Annotated in this window: 15 protein-coding genes; 1 reads left to right on the plus strand and 14 read right to left on the minus strand. The window is 51.6% G+C overall.

Translation table 11 applies throughout. The annotated features are described in order from the left end of the window. Nucleotides 1-11 precede the first annotated feature (11 nt). Together BN3277_RS15850 and gpr are read right to left on the minus strand one after the other, a co-directional pair. On the minus strand, nucleotides 12-1,463 hold the full coding sequence (locus BN3277_RS15850) for a stage II sporulation protein P (protein ID WP_059044222.1): 1,452 nt from the start codon (nucleotides 1,461-1,463) through the stop codon (nucleotides 12-14). 156 nt (nucleotides 1,464-1,619) lie between these two features. Further along, nucleotides 1,620-2,633, minus strand: coding sequence for a GPR endopeptidase (gene gpr / locus BN3277_RS15855; protein ID WP_059044224.1), 1,014 nt, complete (start codon nucleotides 2,631-2,633; stop codon nucleotides 1,620-1,622). Between the two features lie 206 nt (nucleotides 2,634-2,839). Between gpr and rpsT the strand changes: the two genes are divergently transcribed. Beyond that, on the plus strand, nucleotides 2,840-3,109 hold the full coding sequence (gene rpsT, locus BN3277_RS15860; protein ID WP_059044226.1) for a 30S ribosomal protein S20: 270 nt from the start codon (nucleotides 2,840-2,842) through the stop codon (nucleotides 3,107-3,109). A 117-nt stretch (nucleotides 3,110-3,226) separates the two neighbouring features. Here the strand turns inward: rpsT and holA are convergent, their stop codons facing one another. The 12 genes from holA to BN3277_RS15920 form a co-directional block, all read right to left on the minus strand. Continuing rightward, the gene (gene holA / locus BN3277_RS15865) at nucleotides 3,227-4,249 is read right to left on the minus strand and encodes a DNA polymerase III subunit delta (RefSeq protein WP_059044228.1); all 1,023 of its coding nucleotides are present in this window, start codon (nucleotides 4,247-4,249) and stop codon (nucleotides 3,227-3,229) included. A 1,390-nt stretch (nucleotides 4,250-5,639) separates the two neighbouring features. After that, the gene (locus BN3277_RS15870) at nucleotides 5,640-6,857 is read right to left on the minus strand and encodes an anti-sigma factor family protein (RefSeq protein ID WP_059044230.1); all 1,218 of its coding nucleotides are present in this window, start codon (nucleotides 6,855-6,857) and stop codon (nucleotides 5,640-5,642) included. Continuing rightward, nucleotides 6,854-7,402: an RNA polymerase sigma factor gene (locus BN3277_RS15875; RefSeq protein ID WP_059044233.1), complete on the minus strand. Its 549-nt coding sequence runs from the start codon at nucleotides 7,400-7,402 to the stop codon at nucleotides 6,854-6,856. The genes BN3277_RS15870 and BN3277_RS15875 overlap by 4 nt, the downstream gene beginning before the upstream one ends. Before the next feature lie 255 nt (nucleotides 7,403-7,657). After that, entirely contained in the window at nucleotides 7,658-8,677 is a 1,020-nt protein-coding gene (locus BN3277_RS15880; RefSeq protein ID WP_082691476.1) for a LacI family DNA-binding transcriptional regulator, read from the minus strand. A 75-nt stretch (nucleotides 8,678-8,752) separates the two neighbouring features. Next, entirely contained in the window at nucleotides 8,753-9,430 is a 678-nt protein-coding gene (locus BN3277_RS15885; protein WP_082691477.1) for an MgtC/SapB family protein, read from the minus strand. 76 nt (nucleotides 9,431-9,506) lie between these two features. Continuing rightward, the gene (locus tag BN3277_RS15890) at nucleotides 9,507-10,349 is read right to left on the minus strand and encodes a sugar ABC transporter permease (protein WP_059044237.1); all 843 of its coding nucleotides are present in this window, start codon (nucleotides 10,347-10,349) and stop codon (nucleotides 9,507-9,509) included. Further along, nucleotides 10,346-11,647 (minus strand): sugar ABC transporter permease, encoded by a 1,302-nt coding sequence (locus BN3277_RS15895; protein ID WP_222860917.1) that lies wholly within the window; start codon nucleotides 11,645-11,647, stop codon nucleotides 10,346-10,348. Before BN3277_RS15895 ends, BN3277_RS15890 begins: the two co-directional genes overlap by 4 nt. A 72-nt stretch (nucleotides 11,648-11,719) precedes the next feature. Further along, nucleotides 11,720-13,027 carry an extracellular solute-binding protein gene (locus tag BN3277_RS15900; protein ID WP_059044238.1) on the minus strand — a complete coding sequence of 436 codons (1,308 nt, stop codon included), beginning with the start codon at nucleotides 13,025-13,027 and terminating at the stop codon, nucleotides 11,720-11,722. Nucleotides 13,028-13,047: 20 nt separating this feature from the next. Continuing rightward, nucleotides 13,048-13,728, minus strand: a complete 681-nt coding sequence (locus BN3277_RS15905) for a histidine phosphatase family protein (RefSeq protein ID WP_262362882.1) — start codon at nucleotides 13,726-13,728, stop codon at nucleotides 13,048-13,050. After that, nucleotides 13,718-14,332, minus strand: a complete 615-nt coding sequence (locus BN3277_RS15910; protein ID WP_059044242.1) for a histidine phosphatase family protein — start codon at nucleotides 14,330-14,332, stop codon at nucleotides 13,718-13,720. The genes BN3277_RS15905 and BN3277_RS15910 overlap by 11 nt, the downstream gene beginning before the upstream one ends. A 109-nt stretch (nucleotides 14,333-14,441) precedes the next feature. Beyond that, a complete protein-coding gene (locus BN3277_RS15915; RefSeq protein WP_059044244.1) occupies nucleotides 14,442-17,156 on the minus strand; it encodes a ComEC/Rec2 family competence protein in 2,715 nt (904 codons plus the stop codon). Between the two features lie 99 nt (nucleotides 17,157-17,255). Further along, a complete protein-coding gene (locus BN3277_RS15920) occupies nucleotides 17,256-17,774 on the minus strand; it encodes a deoxycytidylate deaminase (RefSeq protein WP_016311414.1) in 519 nt (172 codons plus the stop codon). Nucleotides 17,775-17,814 lie beyond the last annotated feature (40 nt).

The raw sequence follows: 17,814 nt of genomic DNA on the forward strand, positions 1-17,814 counted from the left end.
TTGAATTCAAATCAAGATTTCTTGCTTGTATCCCCGGATTTCGGTGAGCCGTTGGTTGCACCCTTGCTCGCGTTGCCCGTCTTGGTTGTGCTGCTCGTGCCTTTGCTAGTGCCGCTAGCGCCCTTGCTTGTACTGCTCGTGCCTTTGGTTGTGCTGTTCACACCGCCATTCGCGATGCCGTTTGTACTGCTCTTCGTCAGCTTGCCCGCTTTCTCCGCATCCTGGCTTTCCCAATACAGATCGGCCAGGATCCCGGCCAACACCTTCGCGGTGCGCTCCAGCTCCTCTGCACTGTTGTCGATACCGCCGATTTCGATCAGGACGCTGTTCGGTGACAAGGACTGGTTGTATTCCCCGTTCCCTTGGGAAGACGTCTTGCCCCAGATCCCTCTGGAAATCCCGGGATAAGCCTTCTCCAGCCGATCATGGATCGAGCTGGCGAATCTCTCATTTTCGCGCCAATTCTCGTTGCCGTGCCCGATAATGAAATACACCTGGGCGTAATTCACGCCGTCGATGGTGGTGGTCGTTTTATCGTGGCGCTGCGAGTCGCGGTGAATATCGATAAAATATTGCAGCTTGCCATTTTCGGCCATCGCTTGCTTTACGGTCTCTCGTGAATATTTATATGAGTAGTTATAGTTGTAATTGCTCACCTTGGCCGCATAATTTTCAAACGAGTGCAGGGCGGCGACCCCTTTACGTTCCAGCTCTTTCGCCAATGCCTCGCCAACCAGGCCTACGTTCTTCTTGTCTTCCGCCGAGCTTGGATTATCGACATTGGTGCCCAGCACCGGATTATAGGATTCTTGCGGATGCGAATGATAGATCATCACGATGTTTTTGTTGCCTGGCTTAATGGAGGATTCCCCTGGGTCTCCGGACGAGCCGTCCGTCTTCCCGGGCTCCTGCGCCGGAGGCTGCGCTCCGCCCGGATCCCCGCCTGCTCCAGGGTCCACGCCTTCACCGCCCTCATCAGCATCCGGCTCGGGGTGATCCGGTGCGCTGCCGTCCGCTCCCGCACCCGGACGATAGTCCTCGGGGGCTTGGGCGATGCCGTTGCCGGAGCCGGTGCGCAGCAGGATCGGGCTGTTGGCGCCTAGACCCGGAACTTCGCGGGCTACCAGGCTTTTCGGATCGGACGGATTCACGTCCGTCAACAGTTGAAAGACGAAGTTCGTCATCTGTCGCCCCGAAATGGCCGGCGTCTGCTTCTCGCTAGCCACATGCGGCAGCTCCATGCCCACCATATCCATAAAGAATCCGCTCGACAGCGAGGCTGCCAGCCCCTTCATCGAAGAGACCGGGGAAGTATTTAAGCTTTTCTCGGCGATGCCCAGCACCCCCAGCATGATGAAAAAGATCACCGACATGACCGACAACAGCAGAAATGTGCGTCCCAGCGCCAACACGTGAAGCAGATTCCGTCTCATTTTTCCTAGATTCCAAGCCTTGAATTTCATATGCATGTCCTCCTCCAGCCGCTTTCAAACTATATTCCAAATCTATGAACCTAGTTCACGGGCTAGAACCTCGAATTCTCACAAAAAAAAGAAATCCGCTAGATTCGCGGATTTCCTGGAGATTCGGGAGAAGGAACGGGATGCGGTGATACGGTGTTAATGCGTGTAGGACGCCACGTTATCCGGCGTTACCGCCTCGTGCAGCGAGATATTTAAGCCGCTGGCGATCACGTTGGCCACGTCTTCAATAAATTCGTCGATTTCCTTCGGCGTGACGATCAGATCATGACCCAGCGGTTCGAGGACCTCTTTAACGAGGCCCAGCCGCTCACTTTCGCTCAGGTCGTTCAGCATGCCCATGATCTGTTGAGTGGGGGCGTTGTCGTCGTCGCTCTCCTGATTGAAATGGCTTTTCATCAAATCAAATACATTATTCACGATCGTGGATGCATAGCACACCGTAGGGACGCCTATGGCGATACAAGGCACGCCCAAAATTTCCTTGGTCAGCCCTCGGCGCTTATTGCCAATCCCTGAGCCGGGATGGATGCCGATGTCTGCGATCTGGATCGTCGTATTCACCCGCTCCAACGAGCGCGAGGCCAACGCATCGATGGCGATGATCAGATCCGGCCGCGTGCGCTCCACGATCCCCTGTACCACCTCGCTGGATTCGATGCCGGTGATCCCCAGCACCCCGGGGGCAATCGCACTGACCTCGCGATAACCCGGGGCCACCTGGTCCGGCGTTAGCTCGAAGTAATGGCGCGTGACCATCACATTTTCCACCACCAGCGGTCCTAGCGCATCCGGCGTAACGTTCCAGTTGCCCAGGCCGACGATCAACGTCTTCGCCCCCGGTCCGATGCCGATTTTATTTAAAAATGCGGTAAACTCTTTGGCGAACGCGGCGGCAACCTTCTCCTGCAGCTCGGTATCCTGGTTCCGGAGACCGGGAACCTCCAGCGTCACATAATGCCCCTGGATCCGTCCGATTTGACGCGAAGCCGCCTCATTGGTGACATCCAGCCGGGTGACTTTGATCCCGTCTTGCTCCTCGACCTGCTCATTGAGTCCGGGAACCGGGCCGCCATGGGCCGTTTCCGCGATTTCCTTCGATTCCACGGCCAAGTCGGTGCGTACGGAATATTCCCGCAAGTCCAAATTCATGCCATATGACCTCCATTTCCTCTGATTGCCTTTATTGTGCGGGAGAGGGAATGCGTTTATGCATGCCTTCGTTTCAGGCTGGAAAACTTGCGCGAAATCGAGAGATTCGGTATGATGAATTTATTGCTTTTTGCTATCTTGCGTGATAAAATATTTTAAGTTGTGAATCATCTGGGTTGATATATGCTTTACAGGAGGTGAATGCAATGCCTAACATTAAATCCGCAATCAAACGCGTAAAGACGAGCGACAAACGCCGCGCGCTGAACGCTTCGCAAAAATCCGCCCTGCGTACGGCTGTGAAAACTGCCGACACCGCTTTGGCGAACAACGAAGTTGATGCAGCTAAAGCTGCTTTCGTGGCTGCAACGAAAAAATTGGACAAAGCCGTTACCAAAGGTTTGATCCACAAAAATGCAGCTGCCCGTAAGAAATCCCGCTTGGCTAAAAAATTGAACGAACTTACTAAAGCGTAAGCTTCGTTAATAATAATGAAGTTTTTCTTCAACTAAGCTCAAAAAGACCTGGACGATTTATCGTTCAGGTCTTTTTGGTTGTGGGGCCGGTTGGGCGTTGCCGCTTAGCCGCTTAGGCTAGGCCCCCAGTTTTAGCAGAAACAGCTCCAGCCCCAAGATTTTATCGATCTTCCCGCTTTTCATGCGGTAATCCAGCTCGGCCAGTTCGGACAAAATGGCCTTCAGTCGGCCCGCCTCAAACTTACGAGCTTGGTCGCCGGCTAGCTTCACGACGTACGGGTGCAAGCTCAGTTGCGAAGCGATCTGCTGCTGCGAGTAGCTCTGGCGTCCAAGCTCCTTCACCTGCAGCATGATCCGGAACTGGCGGGCGATCAGCGCCGCGATCTTGATCGGCTCCTCGCGTTGCTTCAACAGCTCGTAGAAAATGCCAAGCGCCTGCTCCAGCCGAATCGCGGCGATATGCTCCACCATCACGAACACGTTTTGCTCTGTGGTGCGGGCTACCAGTTGCTCGACCGCCGAGGTATCGATCATACCGCCGGCTCCGGCGTACAAGCAAAGCTTGTCCACTTCCGCAGCCAACGAAGCCATCTGTACGCCGCTCGCCGCAATCAACGCCTCCGCGGCGTCACGCCCGATGCGGCAGCCGCGTTTCTCCACCTCTTGCACGACCCACTGCACCAGCTCCCCGCCGCCCAGCGGCATAAAGGACAACACCGTACCAGCGGCTTTGATCGCTTTGACGACCTTTTTCCGCTCGTCCAGCTTCTCGCCGTTCGCGACAAACACAATCACACTATGCTCCGCCGGATTACCGATGTACGCCAGCAGCGCCTCCACCTTATGCTCGATCTTGCCGCCTTCCTTGCCGCCGGCGACAAGCAGGGCGGAATCGCGTACCACGATCAGCTTCCGCTCCACGAGGAATGGCATCGTCTCCGCCTCCTCAACCACCACCTCAATTGGCGTCTCCGCCAAATCAAAGGTCGCAAGAGCAAAATCCTTTTGATCCTTGTCCACCAGCCGTTCCTGAAGCAGGCCTACGAACTCCTGAATCTGATACTTCTCCGTGCCGTAACAAACGTATAACGGGGAGATCCGCCCCTGTTTAATGTCTTTAATCGCTTGCTTTGCGTCCATCTGTGATCTTCCTTCCGTCTTCATTGCCTCTCTCCATCATACTTAAATTTCGCTCATTCGTCCAAACCCGGTTTATTGTGGTTCAGTCGAAATCCCGTAAAGTAACTTGAGGTCTCAGTAGGGGGCGTGTACGGATGTTTGTGCGACGGGGATACAGTGGGGGGGGCGGATGCTGTGCGGCGGATATGTGGTGGGGGGCGGATGCTGTGTGCCCTAAGGTAACGTAACGGACCGTACAGCCCTTATTTGCACATTTCCCAGCTATTTCCCGCTGTAACGGACACCAGAGACCTTATTAGGCGCTTCCGACACCCTTTGAGCTGGATTTGGCCAGAATAAGGTCTCCTCGGTCCGTAAGAATCGGATGAACATTCGAGACGTGTAAATAACGGCTCTGGAGTCCGTTAGCTTGCGGGGACACTAGGTAAAGTTCCCCTGAAGTAACGTAACGGACCGTACAGCCCTTATTTGCACATTTCCCGGCTATTTCCCGCTGTAACAGACACCAGAGACCTTATTAGGCGCTTCCGGCACCCATTGAGCTGGATTTGTCCAAAATAAGGTCTCCTCGGTCCGTTAGAATCGGATGAACATTCGAGACGTGTAAATAACGGCTCTGGAGTCCGTTAGCTGCGGGGTTACTAGGTAAAGTTCCCCTAAGGTATCGTAACGGACCGTACAGCCCTTATTTGCACATTTCCCGGATATTTCCCGCTGTAACGGACACCAGAGACCTTATTAGGCGCTTCCAACACCCTTTGAGCTGGATTTGTCCAAAATAAGGTCTCCTCGGTCCGTTAGAATCGGATGAGCATTCGAGACGTGTAAATAACGGCTCTGGAGTCCGTTAGCCTGCGGGGATGCCAGGAATGTGAGCAGCGCAAGGCCCGGCCGAATTCAAGGTTCGACGTCGAGAAGCCACCATTGACTATGCTGCTTCGTGATCCCAAACCGACCTTTTAAACAACCGCCTCCAATAAAGGTTTAAAAAGTCGGGTTGAGAGCACCAAGAAGGTTGGATGAAGCTTAGGGACTGAGTAGCGGAGCGTAGCCGGAGGCTACGTGAGCAACGCAAGGCCCGGCTGAATTCAAGATTCGACGTCGATTCCACTTCCCCGAGAGCGCTTCGTGATCGCAAACCGAATTTTTAAACAACCGCTATAAATGCAACAGAGGGACCTCTGCCTCTTGGCGAAAGATCCCTCTGTCCCGGAACATCTATATAAACGCGGGCCGAAAAGCTCTAGAAACTCTCCCGCCCGCGGTCATACGACGATCAGGGGTCCAAACCGCTATCTCTACTATACATATAACCTATTCCATATCTCCTGAAAAGGTGCCTGCTGCATGTTCAAAAAACCGCCCATTTTTGTCCGCTCGTGGTTCTCTTTTAGGGCTGAGTTCCTTTGGCAGCATCTGCGGCTGCCTGCTCGGCATTGATCGTACGAACCGCAGGGGTCCCTTCGATATCGATCTCGTACGTAAATACATGGCCTTCCTCCGACCAAGCACCGTCAACCCAATTGCCGTCGATCGTCTGATCAGCTACCTGCTTCCGATCCGGAGCCTCGAGACTGTACACCAGCAGATGACCGTCCTTCAACTCGGCTTCAAATTTCCCGTCCGGCGAAGTCCAGCTGTTAAAGTTCGCAATCCCCATCTTCTGACTCGGATCCTCAAAAGTCAATTGTCGTTCTATGAGTTCATCCTCAGAACCATCCGGAGCTACCGTATCGGCAAGAGGATCCGACGAATTATCCGCCCCCTGCGATGTCGATCCCTGAGTAGGTGCGCCACTGTTATTTGCCGATGGCGGCATCGCCGGGTCTCCCATCGGATCGTTCTTCCCGGTCTCCGGCTTGCTTGGCGCTTTGGCATCCACATCCGGCTTCGTCGCCGGAGCACCGGCGTCTGGGGAGCTCCCAGGAGCGGTCCGATCCTCAAGGCCGCCGGAATCCGAACCTTCGCTTGGAGGGCCTTCTTCTTTAGGCGCCACACCATCCCGCTCTCCGATTTCAAGGCCACCGGCATTGCTGCCGTCCGAAAACAGCCGGGCGTTTCCCGCTGCATCGCCGGCCGAATCCGCAGCCGAAGAGTCCTCGCCCACGGAATCCGAAGCCATCGAGTTCATGGCGATTTCGGCATCCGATACGGTGCGTGGTTCATATTGATAAATGAACACGCCTAGAATCAGAGCCGCGGCAACCCCAAGCGACCCGTACCGGTAAATCCGGCTCCGGCGCACTCCAGGGTCCGCTTCCTGACGTCGCGAGCTGCGTCGGCTAGGCAGCGCACGGCCTGCTGGACCGGGATCCGCGTCGACATGCACCGCCGTCATCGGCAGGATCGTCTCCTCGGCTGTGCTGCCGCCTTCACGGCGAGCTCGGTCGATCTCGTCCAACTGCGGAAGGATCGCGTCCACGAGGCTATAGTTCGGAACCACCTTCGGCAACTCCTCCAATTGCGCGGACAGCTTGTTTAACAGCTCAAACGTTTCGGCGCATTCCTCGCAACTGCGAATATGTTCAAAGAGCAGAAAACTTTCCTCTTCGTTTAAGTCATGGTCTAGATAACGATGCATCCATTCCACCGCCTCCGGGCACTTCATCCTGATACACCACCCTTCTGATAATCTTGGAGTAAATGCTGCAGCTGTTGCCTAGCCCTGAATAAATAGGATTTCACCGTATTCAGCGGCAAATTCAAGCTGTCAGCAATTTCGTTATACGAAAAATCCTGCAAATACCTCAGCACAACCACCGACCGATGATGTTCCGGCAATTGTTCGATCGCGCTGCGGATGTCTTCGGCCAAATAGCCCGACATGACTTCCCGTTCAACGCTATCATTCCCCTGAAACACCATTTCGTGCTCCTCGATCGATACGGTTGGCTTATTCCTACGAAATTTGTCGATACAGATGTTGGTCACGATCCGTTGAACCCAGGTTTTGAACTGTGCTTTTTCCTCATAAGAATTAATTTTGGTATAAATGCGAATGAGAGCTTCTTGAGCAGCGTCATGCGCATCCTGCTCATTGTTCAAAATGTAAAAGGCCGTCCGGTACACATGTTGTTCTATTTCTCGCAATAGGGTGATTAGAGCGTCGCGATCGCCCGTTTGAGCGGCTCTGATGAGTCCCTGCTCTACCACTAAGGCTCCCCCTTCCTTGCATCCTTACAGACGCTAACGTCCGACAAGATGTTGCAATGTTGTTACTATTTTTTAAAAATAATTTGGAGTCCATCCTTCAGATCAATATCCAAGCTGTTCTCGTACGGAATCCTTTGAATCTCACCTAAGAATACCAAAAAAAACGGGCCTCGTCATTCGAGTCGTTTTTCCAGTAAAAATATAAAAAGCTGGCTCGGCAGATGGCACGGATTCCAGCGTTTTATCTTAGATCTATTAAGTTGTCTGACGCTCGATGATTTTGGACGGCAAAGTGATTCCCTTGTTGACGAACGAATCCGCAGGATTTTCCATGCGATCTAACAATAAATTAAACGCCTCGGCCCCCAACAAAACGGGGTTTAAATCGATGCAACTGATCGCAGGAGACACCTTGTCCAGATACGGTGCGTTATTGAAACACAGGATGCCGATCTCTTCAGGCACCTTCTTCCCTCGGATATGGCAGTATTTTAAGGCGCTAAGGGACATGATGCTCTCCATCGTGATGATTGAATCAAAAGGCAGTCCCGTTTGATCCGCTTGCAGCAGAGCCTCCATCACCTCGTCCTCTTCATCCCCGCTGTAAATGATATAGTCCGAAGAAGGTCGAATCCCCTTCTCTTCTACTGCCCGTTGATAACCGTGAATGCGATCATAGATCACATCCTGCTTCAAGTTAGGCGTAAGGAATAGAATTTGGCGATAGCCTTTATCCAGCAAATACTTTGTCGCTGTATAACTATCTCGTACGTTATCATTATGTACCGATAGCACGTTATGGGAGAGGTTGTTCCCAATCATAACAAATGGGATTTGCTTCACCTGCATGCTATTTAGCAAGTAATCCTTATCCGCCGAACGAATACTTGTAAAAATAAACCCGTCCGCCTGCTTTTGCCGATAGAGTTTCAGGCATTTCTCCATCTGTTCCTCAATGGTGTGAAAGAAAGCAAATTGCAGATTATAGTTCTGCAGTTTCGCCGCTTCCGAAACCCCGAACAATACATCGCTAAAGAATGCATTCCCGAGAATTTCCTTAGGATTTCGAGCAATTGAAAAACAAACCGTCCGGGATTTGTTTGAAGAGAGGGATTGGGCATTAATATTGGGAACATACTTGAGCTCTTCCATCGCAAGCAGTACGCGTTTCTTAATTTCTTCGGTCGTGTTGCCCTTATTCGTAATCACCCTGGAAACGGTAGCAGGTGATACTCCAGCCTTAAGAGCAACATCTCTAATCGTTGCGATTTTCATTCACCTCTACTGAAAGAATAGGATCCGGGACTTATAAATGCATTTATTTTACTATATTTTCCGATTCATCACCAGTTATCTTTCCATATTAACCGTAGATACACCCGGAAGTGTATGAATTTTCTCCAACAAATCAAACAGGGAGGTTTTTTTAGGGACAAGAAAGGTCAATTTGATCTGATACTTCGTCATGTTTACTGCTTTAATATCTAAATCTAAGCCGGTGAAAAAAGCGTAAAGCTCCTCCGTTTGAGGGGAGTCCGGCAGGATGTCCATTTTAAGTGTAAGTTCTTTGCTGGAGGTCATGAAGCGGTGCTCTACCTTGTTCAGCACTTTGAGCGAAATGAAGACGATACAACATGTAATCACTGCCGGGTAATAGAAGCCCGCTCCTACAGCTAAACCGATGGCCGCCATCACCCATAAGGTTGCTGCGGTGGTTAATCCTTTAATCGATGCCCCTTTCTGCATGATGGTACCTGCTCCCAAAAAGCCAATTCCGCTAATCACTTGAGCTGCCAGTCTCGCCGGATCACTGCGAACGGAAGGTTCTTCGAGAAATTGGGTGAATCCGTAGATCGATAACAGCATAATTAACGTCGAGCCCACGCAAACCAGGATGTTGGTTCTCAAACCGGCCGCATGGCGATTCATTTCTCTTTCATATCCAATAATTCCGCCCAAAAAAAGCGATAACAACAGGCGCCCGATCAGTTCTAGTATTCCAATATGCCAAGGACTCGCGATTGCCATTAATCGTTGCACTTCCTTTTAGGTAAAAATAAGCCCGGCAAAAAAGTTACTCCTGCCGGGCATCCACCAAACGAAATTATCCCTTTGAGGCACCCGCCGTTAAGCCGCTGATGAGATACCGCTGGAAGAAAAGAAACACGGTTGCAATCGGCACCGCGATCAGAATCGAACCTGCGGCAAACCGCGTGAAGTTTTGACCGAACTCCTGATTCACCAGGTTAAACAACCCAAGCGCCAATGTATAGTTTTCTGGACTTCGGATGACGATCCGCGGCAGGAGGAAATCCATAAACGGAGCCATAAAGTTAAACAAAGCTACTACAGCGATAATCGGAACGGCAAGAGGTAAAATGATTTGCACAAAGACACGTACATGACCGGCACCGTCAATTTTTGCCGCCTCATCCAAGTCTCTTGGAATCGTATCAAAGAACCCTTTAACCAAGAAGGCATGGGTGGGAATGGACGTGCCGACATAAACCAAAATTAACCCCACCAGCGAGTCAAGCAAACCAACCAAGCTGAGCAAAATATAGATCGCAACCATCCCCATCAGCACGGGAAAGATCTTGATGAGCATCAGGACGTAAAGACCGTTTTTTCGGCCTACAAAGTGATATCGGGAAAAAGCATAAGCGATAAATAAAGTCACGGCTAACGAAAGAACAGTTTTGGCGCTAGCTACGATCAACGTATTTTTGTACCACAAGAGATAGTTGCTATCCTCATTGGTAAACAGCCAGCGATAATGTTCGAAGGAAGCATTTTTCGGAATGATCGTTGCGCTGTACATGCTGGTTCCCGGATTCAAAGAGATCCCAAACACCCAGATTAGAGGGTATACGATGACCAGAAACATCACGAAGATCACCAGATAAATCCCCGCTACTTCAAGTTTGGACTTCAGCTTTCCACTCATCCGTCAATTCCTCCTTCCTTGAACGAACGGGTACGCTTGAATTGGAAAAAGGCGATGCCCGCGACGATAACGCCAAGCATAATGGAAATGACAGCAGCCATATTATAATTCAGCGTATCGAAGGTTAACTTGTACACCCAGGAGATAATAATGTCTGTAGACCCTGCGGTTTGCCCGCGAACCGGCGGTCCACCCTGATTAAATAAATAAATTAGGTTGAAATTATTGAAATTGCCGGTATATTGCATGATCAATAAGGGCGCGGAGGCAAATAAGACGTGAGGCAGCGTGATATTCCTAAATCGTTGCCATCGGCTAGCTCCGTCCACCTCTGCCGCCTCATACCAATCCTCGGAAATACTTTGCAGCACCCCGGTGAATAACGCAAAGATATAAGCGAACCCCAGCCAAACCTCAACGAAGATAATCGCGATTTTCGTCCATAATGGATCCGTTAACCATGGGATGTTTAACCCTAACGGGGCTAGCAGTTGATTGTTCACGGCCCCAAATTGGTCGTTAAACATCGCCGCAAACGTCAAGATCGAAACGAATCCGGGCACGGCCCACGGCAAGATTAGAATGGTGCGGATCAATTTCTTGTACTTCACCCGCTTGTCGTTGACGATCACGGCCAAGAAGAGGCCTAAACTGATTTGCAAGGTGGTCGCAACTAAGGTCCATACAACGGTCCACGATAACACTGAAAAGAAGGTTTTCCGCCATACCGGGACGGAGAAAACATTCAAAAAGTTCTCAACCCCCACCCAGCTAAGCAAAAATTTCGGCGGTGAATTGTAGATATTGTAATTCGTAAAGGCTAGTGCCACCATAAACAGGAGCGGCAAAATGAGTACAAAAACGATCATAAATAACCCTGGGGCTACTAAGGCATAAGGAAATCCTTTGTCCCAGGCATTGTTGAACCCTTCCCGCAGGGTAGTTTTTCTCCACCCGTTGCTGATGCGCTCCGCATCCTTCTTGGCGTCTACCAGATTGATCCAATATACCCCTAAGGCAAAAACGGTTAAAATCACTGACACAATCCCTTGAATCAGCAGCCTTCTGGAATCGTCCACCCCTTCCAGCGTCCCCAAGGTAACTAATCCCCAGAAACCGATGTTAAGGAAATTGCCAAACACAATGAAAAACGCCGCGATGATTCCAAAAAACAAAACACCTTTGAAATATCTTCGATTATAGATTTGTCCTAGTCCGGGAATGATGGACAGCAGCATTGCGATACGTGGACTGTGGGAATTGCCGGCATTCCGGTCCCTCACTTGCTTCCCATTCAATAAATAGACCTCCCTGCTGACGGGTGAAAATCAGGCGGAAGAGGATCACTCCTCCCCCGCCTTGTCCCCGGTTTATTTCGCAGATGCATTGTTGATGTTGATCTGCTCCTTGATTTGCTCTACCGCTTCGTTAAGCACCTCTTGCGCATCGTTTCCTTGTGACAGGAAAACAAAAGCGTTCTTCATCGGCTCCCAAGTTTGTGAGATCTCAGGGTTGTTTGGTGTAGGTGTTGCGTACTTGCTTTGTTCTGCAACCGCCGAGAAATACGGGTCCTTCGTAATCAAGTCACTGGTTAAAATCCCCAGAGTCGCCGGTACTTCACCAGCTACACGGAAGTGATTTTCCAGGGAAGCTTGATTGGTCATGAACAACGCCAGTTTCTTCGCCCATTCTTTATTTTTGGAGAACGGAGACAAAACCCAACCCTTAATCCCCAAGAAGGAAGGTGGACGGTTACCGTTATCCAATTTTGGAATCGGTGCAACGCCCAAATCATCCTTTAACGCATCGGCATAGTTCATCAAGGATGCAGGCACCGAGATGACGGCCCCCACTTTCCCTTCTTTAAACAGACCGTCCATAACGTCGCCGGTAATCGACTTCGGCAAGTAATTCTTTTCAAACCAGGATTGGATTAAATTCGCGCCTTTCACAGAGCCTTCGTTGTTGAGGCCGATATCGTCAATGTTATATCCCGTGCTCTTGTCGTAACCGAAAATATACCCGCCGTTTCCTTGCATAAACATGTTGGTATAGTAGAAGTTCGTTCCGTCGATCAGGAAGCCGTATTTGTTGTCGGACGGATTCGTAAAGGTAGAAGTAAATTGCTCCAGGTCGCTCCAGCTTTCAGGTTGCTCCGGAAGCAGCTTTTTGTTATAAAACAGCACCGCAGTCTCAACGACCATCGGCAGGTTGTAGATCTTGCCGTCAATCGTCACCGCTTGGATCGCTTCTTCCGAATAGTTCTTTAACGTTTCTTCATCCAGGTCAAACGGCTCGGCCAAGCCTTGCAGCACGTTTTTCCCCATCGAGTTATGCGTTGCCCACCAAAGGTCAGGGCCCCGGCCAGCAGGTCCGTCAAGTGAAAACGTTTTCGACTGTTCGCGTGCATTCACCGGCACAACTTCCACTTCAATTCCGTTCTCTGCGGTAAATCTGCTTGTAATCGTACGAATGGAAGCCAGCTCTTTTTCCGAATCGTTCGCCCAAATCACCAGCTTTTCAGGCTTTGCTTCCTCAGTATTGCCCTGTGCGGCCGTATTCGAATTCGAGGTTCCGGCATTTTCGGTCCCTTGTGCCGTATCGCGTTTCGGACCACAAGCCGTAAGCGTTATCAAAAGAGTGCAAATAAGGATGAAACCAATGGATTTTTTAAACATGGATATCCCCCTAAAGTTTTTTAATCAGATACATGCGGACCTAGATGGTCGGTATGTACTTTCGCGGACAAGCAGGTCCCGACTTCGTTCAGTACGTACTCCACTACACCGGCGTTATATACCGGAATGGTGCAACCCGGGTGGGCAATTTGCTTTAAGTCCGCCGTCGATTGACCATGCCCGAAAACAACGATGTGCTCATCAGTTCCCAGGTAAGGAGCAATCTCCGCATCAAAGAAAATTTGAACCCGAGCTCTGACGTCCCCATAGGTTTCCGGCCAGACCGGCCACCAAGGTTGACTTTGATCGTGAGAATGCAGAAATTCGGTGTTTGGGAAATCACTTGTCACTTTCTGACAATCCTCCCAAGGGTAATCGCGATAATCGGTCCAGTCTCCATGGAAAATCTCAGACATCTGCGGGACTAAAATAATCGGCATTTTCTTACGATTTGCCAAAGGCGTCGCTGTCAAAACAGCACGCTTTAACGGACTGCAAAAGATAGCTTTAATCGGGATGTTATCGAAAAACCCTGGAATTTGCTCGGCCTGCCACGCGCCAATATCGGATAGGCCGCAATTGGCCCCTCCTCCTTTGCCTACATTCATCGTAGATTGGGAGTGCCTGATGACGTATAGATGCAAAAACGTTTCTCTCCTCTCTCTTAGGGTGTGCCGGTCTTTCCTATTTTCATTTCGCATCCAGCAAACGAAGATGTTCCGTTTGATTGATGGCCAGCACCTCCACCTGATCTCCTACCAATTGAAAAGCGTTAATCCCCGTGTTGCTTTGAGCAAATTGAACCCTTGAGATGTCCGCAATATGCAGTAGCTCGCGAATAAGAAAATTAATCAGCATCCCATGAGAAAACAGAACGAGGTTGTCTTCAGAGAAACTGCGAATTCGCTGAATGACGGATTTCGCTCGCTTCTGAACCAGATCATGATTCTCCTCTCCAGGGCACCGCCAACCTGATTCCGAGATTTCTTCCGGCAATAAGGTGTTTTGTACAATCTTTTGGAGTTCCGTACGTGACCGACCGTGGAAAGATGGTCCTTCACGATATTCGTATAAGTCCATCCAAACCTCAACAGGGACAGACATCAACTCCGAAAGTGGCTTTGCGGTTTCCATGGCCCGGACTAATGGGCTGGATACAATTTTCGTAATCGATTGCTTACATAATAATAGTGCGGCCGTTTGGGATTGCACATTGCCAAACCGCGTCAATGGTGAATCCGGCATATCTTGATCTAAATGCAGGTTCCCTAAGGATTCGCCGTGACGTACCACAAATAATTTCATCCTACCTCCATCTGCTAGATTCGCTCCTGATCAGTTGATGATGACTTCAGAATTTCATGAAATTAACTGAAACAAATAAGAATTATTCTGATACCGGTTTCAGGTTTATTTAATCACGTTTCACTGATTGTGTAAAGGTTTTTTTTCGTGACCACAGCTGTCCCCCTTGCACTTTCATTTGAATCCCCCCGTGCAAATCCGTTCGATAAATGAGGCTGCCTATTCGTTCTAGACGTCCCACCACCTCTTGATTCGGATGGCCGTAAGAGTTGGATTGTCCTACGGAAATTACTGAAACAACCGGGTTCAACTCGCTTAACCATTGTTCCGAAGTTGAGGTTTTGCTGCCGTGATGGGCAACTTTCAAAACATCAATCCGGGTCGATAAGAGACCTGCCCGATCCGATCCAGATTGCTTAATCTCACCGATAAGGCTCTTTTCTGCTGAAACATCCATATCTCCCGTAAATACAAATGAAACTCCATCCATGACGAGCTGAAACACGATAGAAAGATGGTTTTGGTTTTTCATGATTGAAACACGATCTGAAACAATTGATGGGTTTGGAGCCAAAAAAGTCAGCTTGGTTCTCTCATCCGGATCAAGAGTCATCCCTGCAAAGGCCGAGTAGATAGGGATGTTGTTGGCTATCGCCGTCTCCATCAGCGCCGTCATCGTCTTCGACTCCGCCAGACTGCCGTTGATCAGCACCGCCTCGACGGGGAACGAATCCAGCACCGCCTGCAGCCCGCCGATATGATCCTGGTCCCCGTGCGACAAAATCACCGCATCCAAGCGGTGAATCCCCCGCTTTTTGAGCAGGGGAACGACCGTTTTGGCCCCCACCTCAAAAGGTTCGCGCCGCTCCCGCCAAGCGTCCTTCGCTTTGCGAAACGACACCGTCCCCCCGCCGTCCACCAGCAAATGTTTGCCGGAAGGTGTCGTGATCAAGGCGCTATCGCCTTGGCCAACGTCGATGAACTCGATGTAGCCTGTCCCTTTCCGGTAGGCTGACTGATAACCGGAGAGGAGCAGCAGCACCATGCCTACAGCTGCGGTCAAGCGCAGGAGGTCACGTCGCCTAGCCCACACCCACTGGCCCAGTTTATAGGCAAGCGCCCGGTCGAACTGCAACCGTCCCTTACCGCCAAATCTCAAGATGCGCTTGTGCCTAGGGTTGGAAGCCGCTGCTGCTAACGGTCTCAGAGGAACCGTCTCCTCCTCTTGCCACCTTTCGGCTATCGCTTCGGCAGCGATACGTTCCCGTCTTTTTCCCCAATAGAGCAGGAGATAGCCCCCGGCATAAAATGCCGCCACCCAAAACAGCGACGGCGATTTCCAATAAGTCATAAAGCCGCTGCGTTCGCCAAGCCAGCTTGTCGCCTCAAATGTCGCCGTATTCAGCCAACGTACCGGAAGGGCCGCCCATACACCGATCCGAACCGACAGGAAGCTTAGCAGCAGCGCCCCTGTCCCCAGTGGAAGCGCCAGTGTGCCGATGACTGGAACCAGCAGCAAATTGGCCGGAATGGACAAGAAGGAAAACTGGTTGAAGTAAACGATCGTTAGTGGAAAAGACACCAGCTGAGCCGCCAGCGTGATCGCTACAGCGTTCCCTGTCTTTCCCGGTAACCCGCGGAAATATGGAGCCAGCAGCGGCACAAACACGATGAGCCCCGCCGTCACGGCAAACGAGAGCTGGAAGCTGACGTTCAGCAGATAGTACGGGTCCCAAAACAACATCAGCAATGCAACGGCGGCTAAGACGTTCAGGCTGTCCTTCAGCAGTCCACGCCTCAGCAAGTATAACCCCAGCATCGTCATCAGCCCGGACCGGATGACCGACGGGGAGAAGCCGGTGAGCAGCATGTAACCCGGCACGAAGAGCAACGCTACCGTGATTGCGGTCTCCCGCGTCAAACGGCACAGACGCAGCAATCCCAGGACGAGCGCCACATTTATCGCGACATGGCTGCCGGAGATAGCGAGAATATGCGTGAGCCCAAGCTGCGTAAACTCCGCGTATTTATCCGGGTCCAGCTCATCCTGCAGGCCGATCAGCAGCCCCTTCATATAACCGGCTTGCCACCCCGGAAACAACCGCTCAATCCGCTCGCCAAGGCGGTCGCGCAGCGCGTCGACAACTCCCAACGCAGCGGCGGTCCCGCGGGTGGGTTGACCCGACTGAAGTGCGGACGCGCCCGGCACCTTAACCAGCCAATGAATCCGCTGCAAATGTAAGTACCGGCGGTAATCAAACGCGCCGAAATTACGAGCAGGCGGAGGCGATTCCAGCGTTCCGCCAAGCGTAACCCAAAGACCGCGCCGCCAGGATGCGGCCGTATGCTGTTCGCTTGGAGACGCCAGCCGCAGTTGGACGGCGACCTTTTCTCCGCCCGGGATCTCCTGCATCGCCGACGCTCTCCCCCCTGCCAACTTCAGCGACACGCGGCTGGCCTTCAGTGTAAAATCCGCTCGATCGCCATCCACCTTTACCGTGGACACGATCGTTCCCTCCAAACGGACGGATTGTCCATCAAGCGGCTGCGCCTCTTCCTTGTCAGGGCTTGTCTCCGCCGCCAGCGCCCCGATTCTGCTCACATTTCCCGCTTCATGATACAGCCAGTAGCCGCCTCCAATTAAGAAAGCCAGCCATACCAAGGCGATACTCCGCCAAGACTGACGCCAAATCATTACGACAGCCGGGCATACCAGCGATAACCCCAGCGTAAACAACCAAAAACGCCAGCCGGTGTAAGACGCCGCCAAGCCGCTGCCGGCCATCCAGCCGCAGGCGATCGCGATTAACGGTCTCCGGTTCACGGGAACCCCCTCCTTGTTCCGAAAAAGCAAAAAAACACCTCACCCGCCCTAAGGCGAATGAGGTGCTTCCGCATTCGATACTGTATCGTTCTTATTCAGTTACTCTTCCACGTGCGCGATCGTTTCCTGCGGCGGCTGATAGCCTTCCAGACGGCGGAAGGTGATTCCTTTTTGCGCCATCATCGCGGTCACTTTGCCGGTATCCTTCGGATAGGGCCGATGAAACACGATTTCCGTAATACCGCTGTTGGCTAGCATGTTCGCGCAAGTCCAGCACGGCTCGTCCGTGACGTAAACGCTGGACCCTTCCCGATCGATCCGGTCCGTGAATAACAGCAGGTTCTGCTCGGCATGAATGGTGCGGACGCAGCGCTGCTTCTTCACCATTTTTTCCTGGCCGTCTTCGACCACAAGCTCGTACTCTTCCGCGATCATACAGCCGGCCTCCGAGCAGTCCGGGACGCCGGAAGGGGCTCCGTTATAGGCGGTGCCCAGCAGCTTCTTGCCCTGAACCAGCACAGCGCCGACATGACGGCGGTTGCAGCGCGACCGCGTTGATACCATATAAGCGATATCCATGAAATACGTATCCCAGTCTTTGCGTTTGTCCGGATTCATCCCATTATCCCCCTCACAACTAGCTTTCGATCACACAGGC

Source organism: Paenibacillus rubinfantis, from assembly GCF_001486505.1.
Taxonomy (GTDB): Bacteria; Bacillota; Bacilli; order Paenibacillales; family Paenibacillaceae; genus Fontibacillus; species Fontibacillus rubinfantis.

What these genes read in the sequence shown, in the direction of transcription:
- BN3277_RS15900 (WP_059044238.1), bottom strand. Translation starts at nt 13,027, where the DNA reads ATGTTTAAAAAATCCATTGGTTTCATCCTTATTTGCACTCTTTTGATA.
- BN3277_RS15910 (WP_059044242.1), bottom strand. Translation starts at nt 14,332, where the DNA reads ATGAAATTATTTGTGGTACGTCACGGCGAATCCTTAGGGAACCTGCAT.
- BN3277_RS15870 (WP_059044230.1), bottom strand. Translation starts at nt 6,857, where the DNA reads ATGAAGTGCCCGGAGGCGGTGGAATGGATGCATCGTTATCTAGACCAT.
- BN3277_RS15890 (WP_059044237.1), bottom strand. Translation starts at nt 10,349, where the DNA reads ATGAGTGGAAAGCTGAAGTCCAAACTTGAAGTAGCGGGGATTTATCTG.
- holA (WP_059044228.1), bottom strand. Translation starts at nt 4,249, where the DNA reads ATGGACGCAAAGCAAGCGATTAAAGACATTAAACAGGGGCGGATCTCC.
- BN3277_RS15850 (WP_059044222.1), bottom strand. Translation starts at nt 1,463, where the DNA reads ATGAAATTCAAGGCTTGGAATCTAGGAAAAATGAGACGGAATCTGCTT.
- gpr (WP_059044224.1), bottom strand. Translation starts at nt 2,633, where the DNA reads ATGAATTTGGACTTGCGGGAATATTCCGTACGCACCGACTTGGCCGTG.
- BN3277_RS15885 (WP_082691477.1), bottom strand. Translation starts at nt 9,430, where the DNA reads ATGGCAATCGCGAGTCCTTGGCATATTGGAATACTAGAACTGATCGGG.
- rpsT (WP_059044226.1), top strand. Translation starts at nt 2,840, where the DNA reads ATGCCTAACATTAAATCCGCAATCAAACGCGTAAAGACGAGCGACAAA.
- BN3277_RS15880 (WP_082691476.1), bottom strand. Translation starts at nt 8,677, where the DNA reads ATGAAAATCGCAACGATTAGAGATGTTGCTCTTAAGGCTGGAGTATCA.
- BN3277_RS15920 (WP_016311414.1), bottom strand. Translation starts at nt 17,774, where the DNA reads ATGAATCCGGACAAACGCAAAGACTGGGATACGTATTTCATGGATATC.
- BN3277_RS15905 (WP_262362882.1), bottom strand. Translation starts at nt 13,728, where the DNA reads ATGCGAAATGAAAATAGGAAAGACCGGCACACCCTAAGAGAGAGGAGA.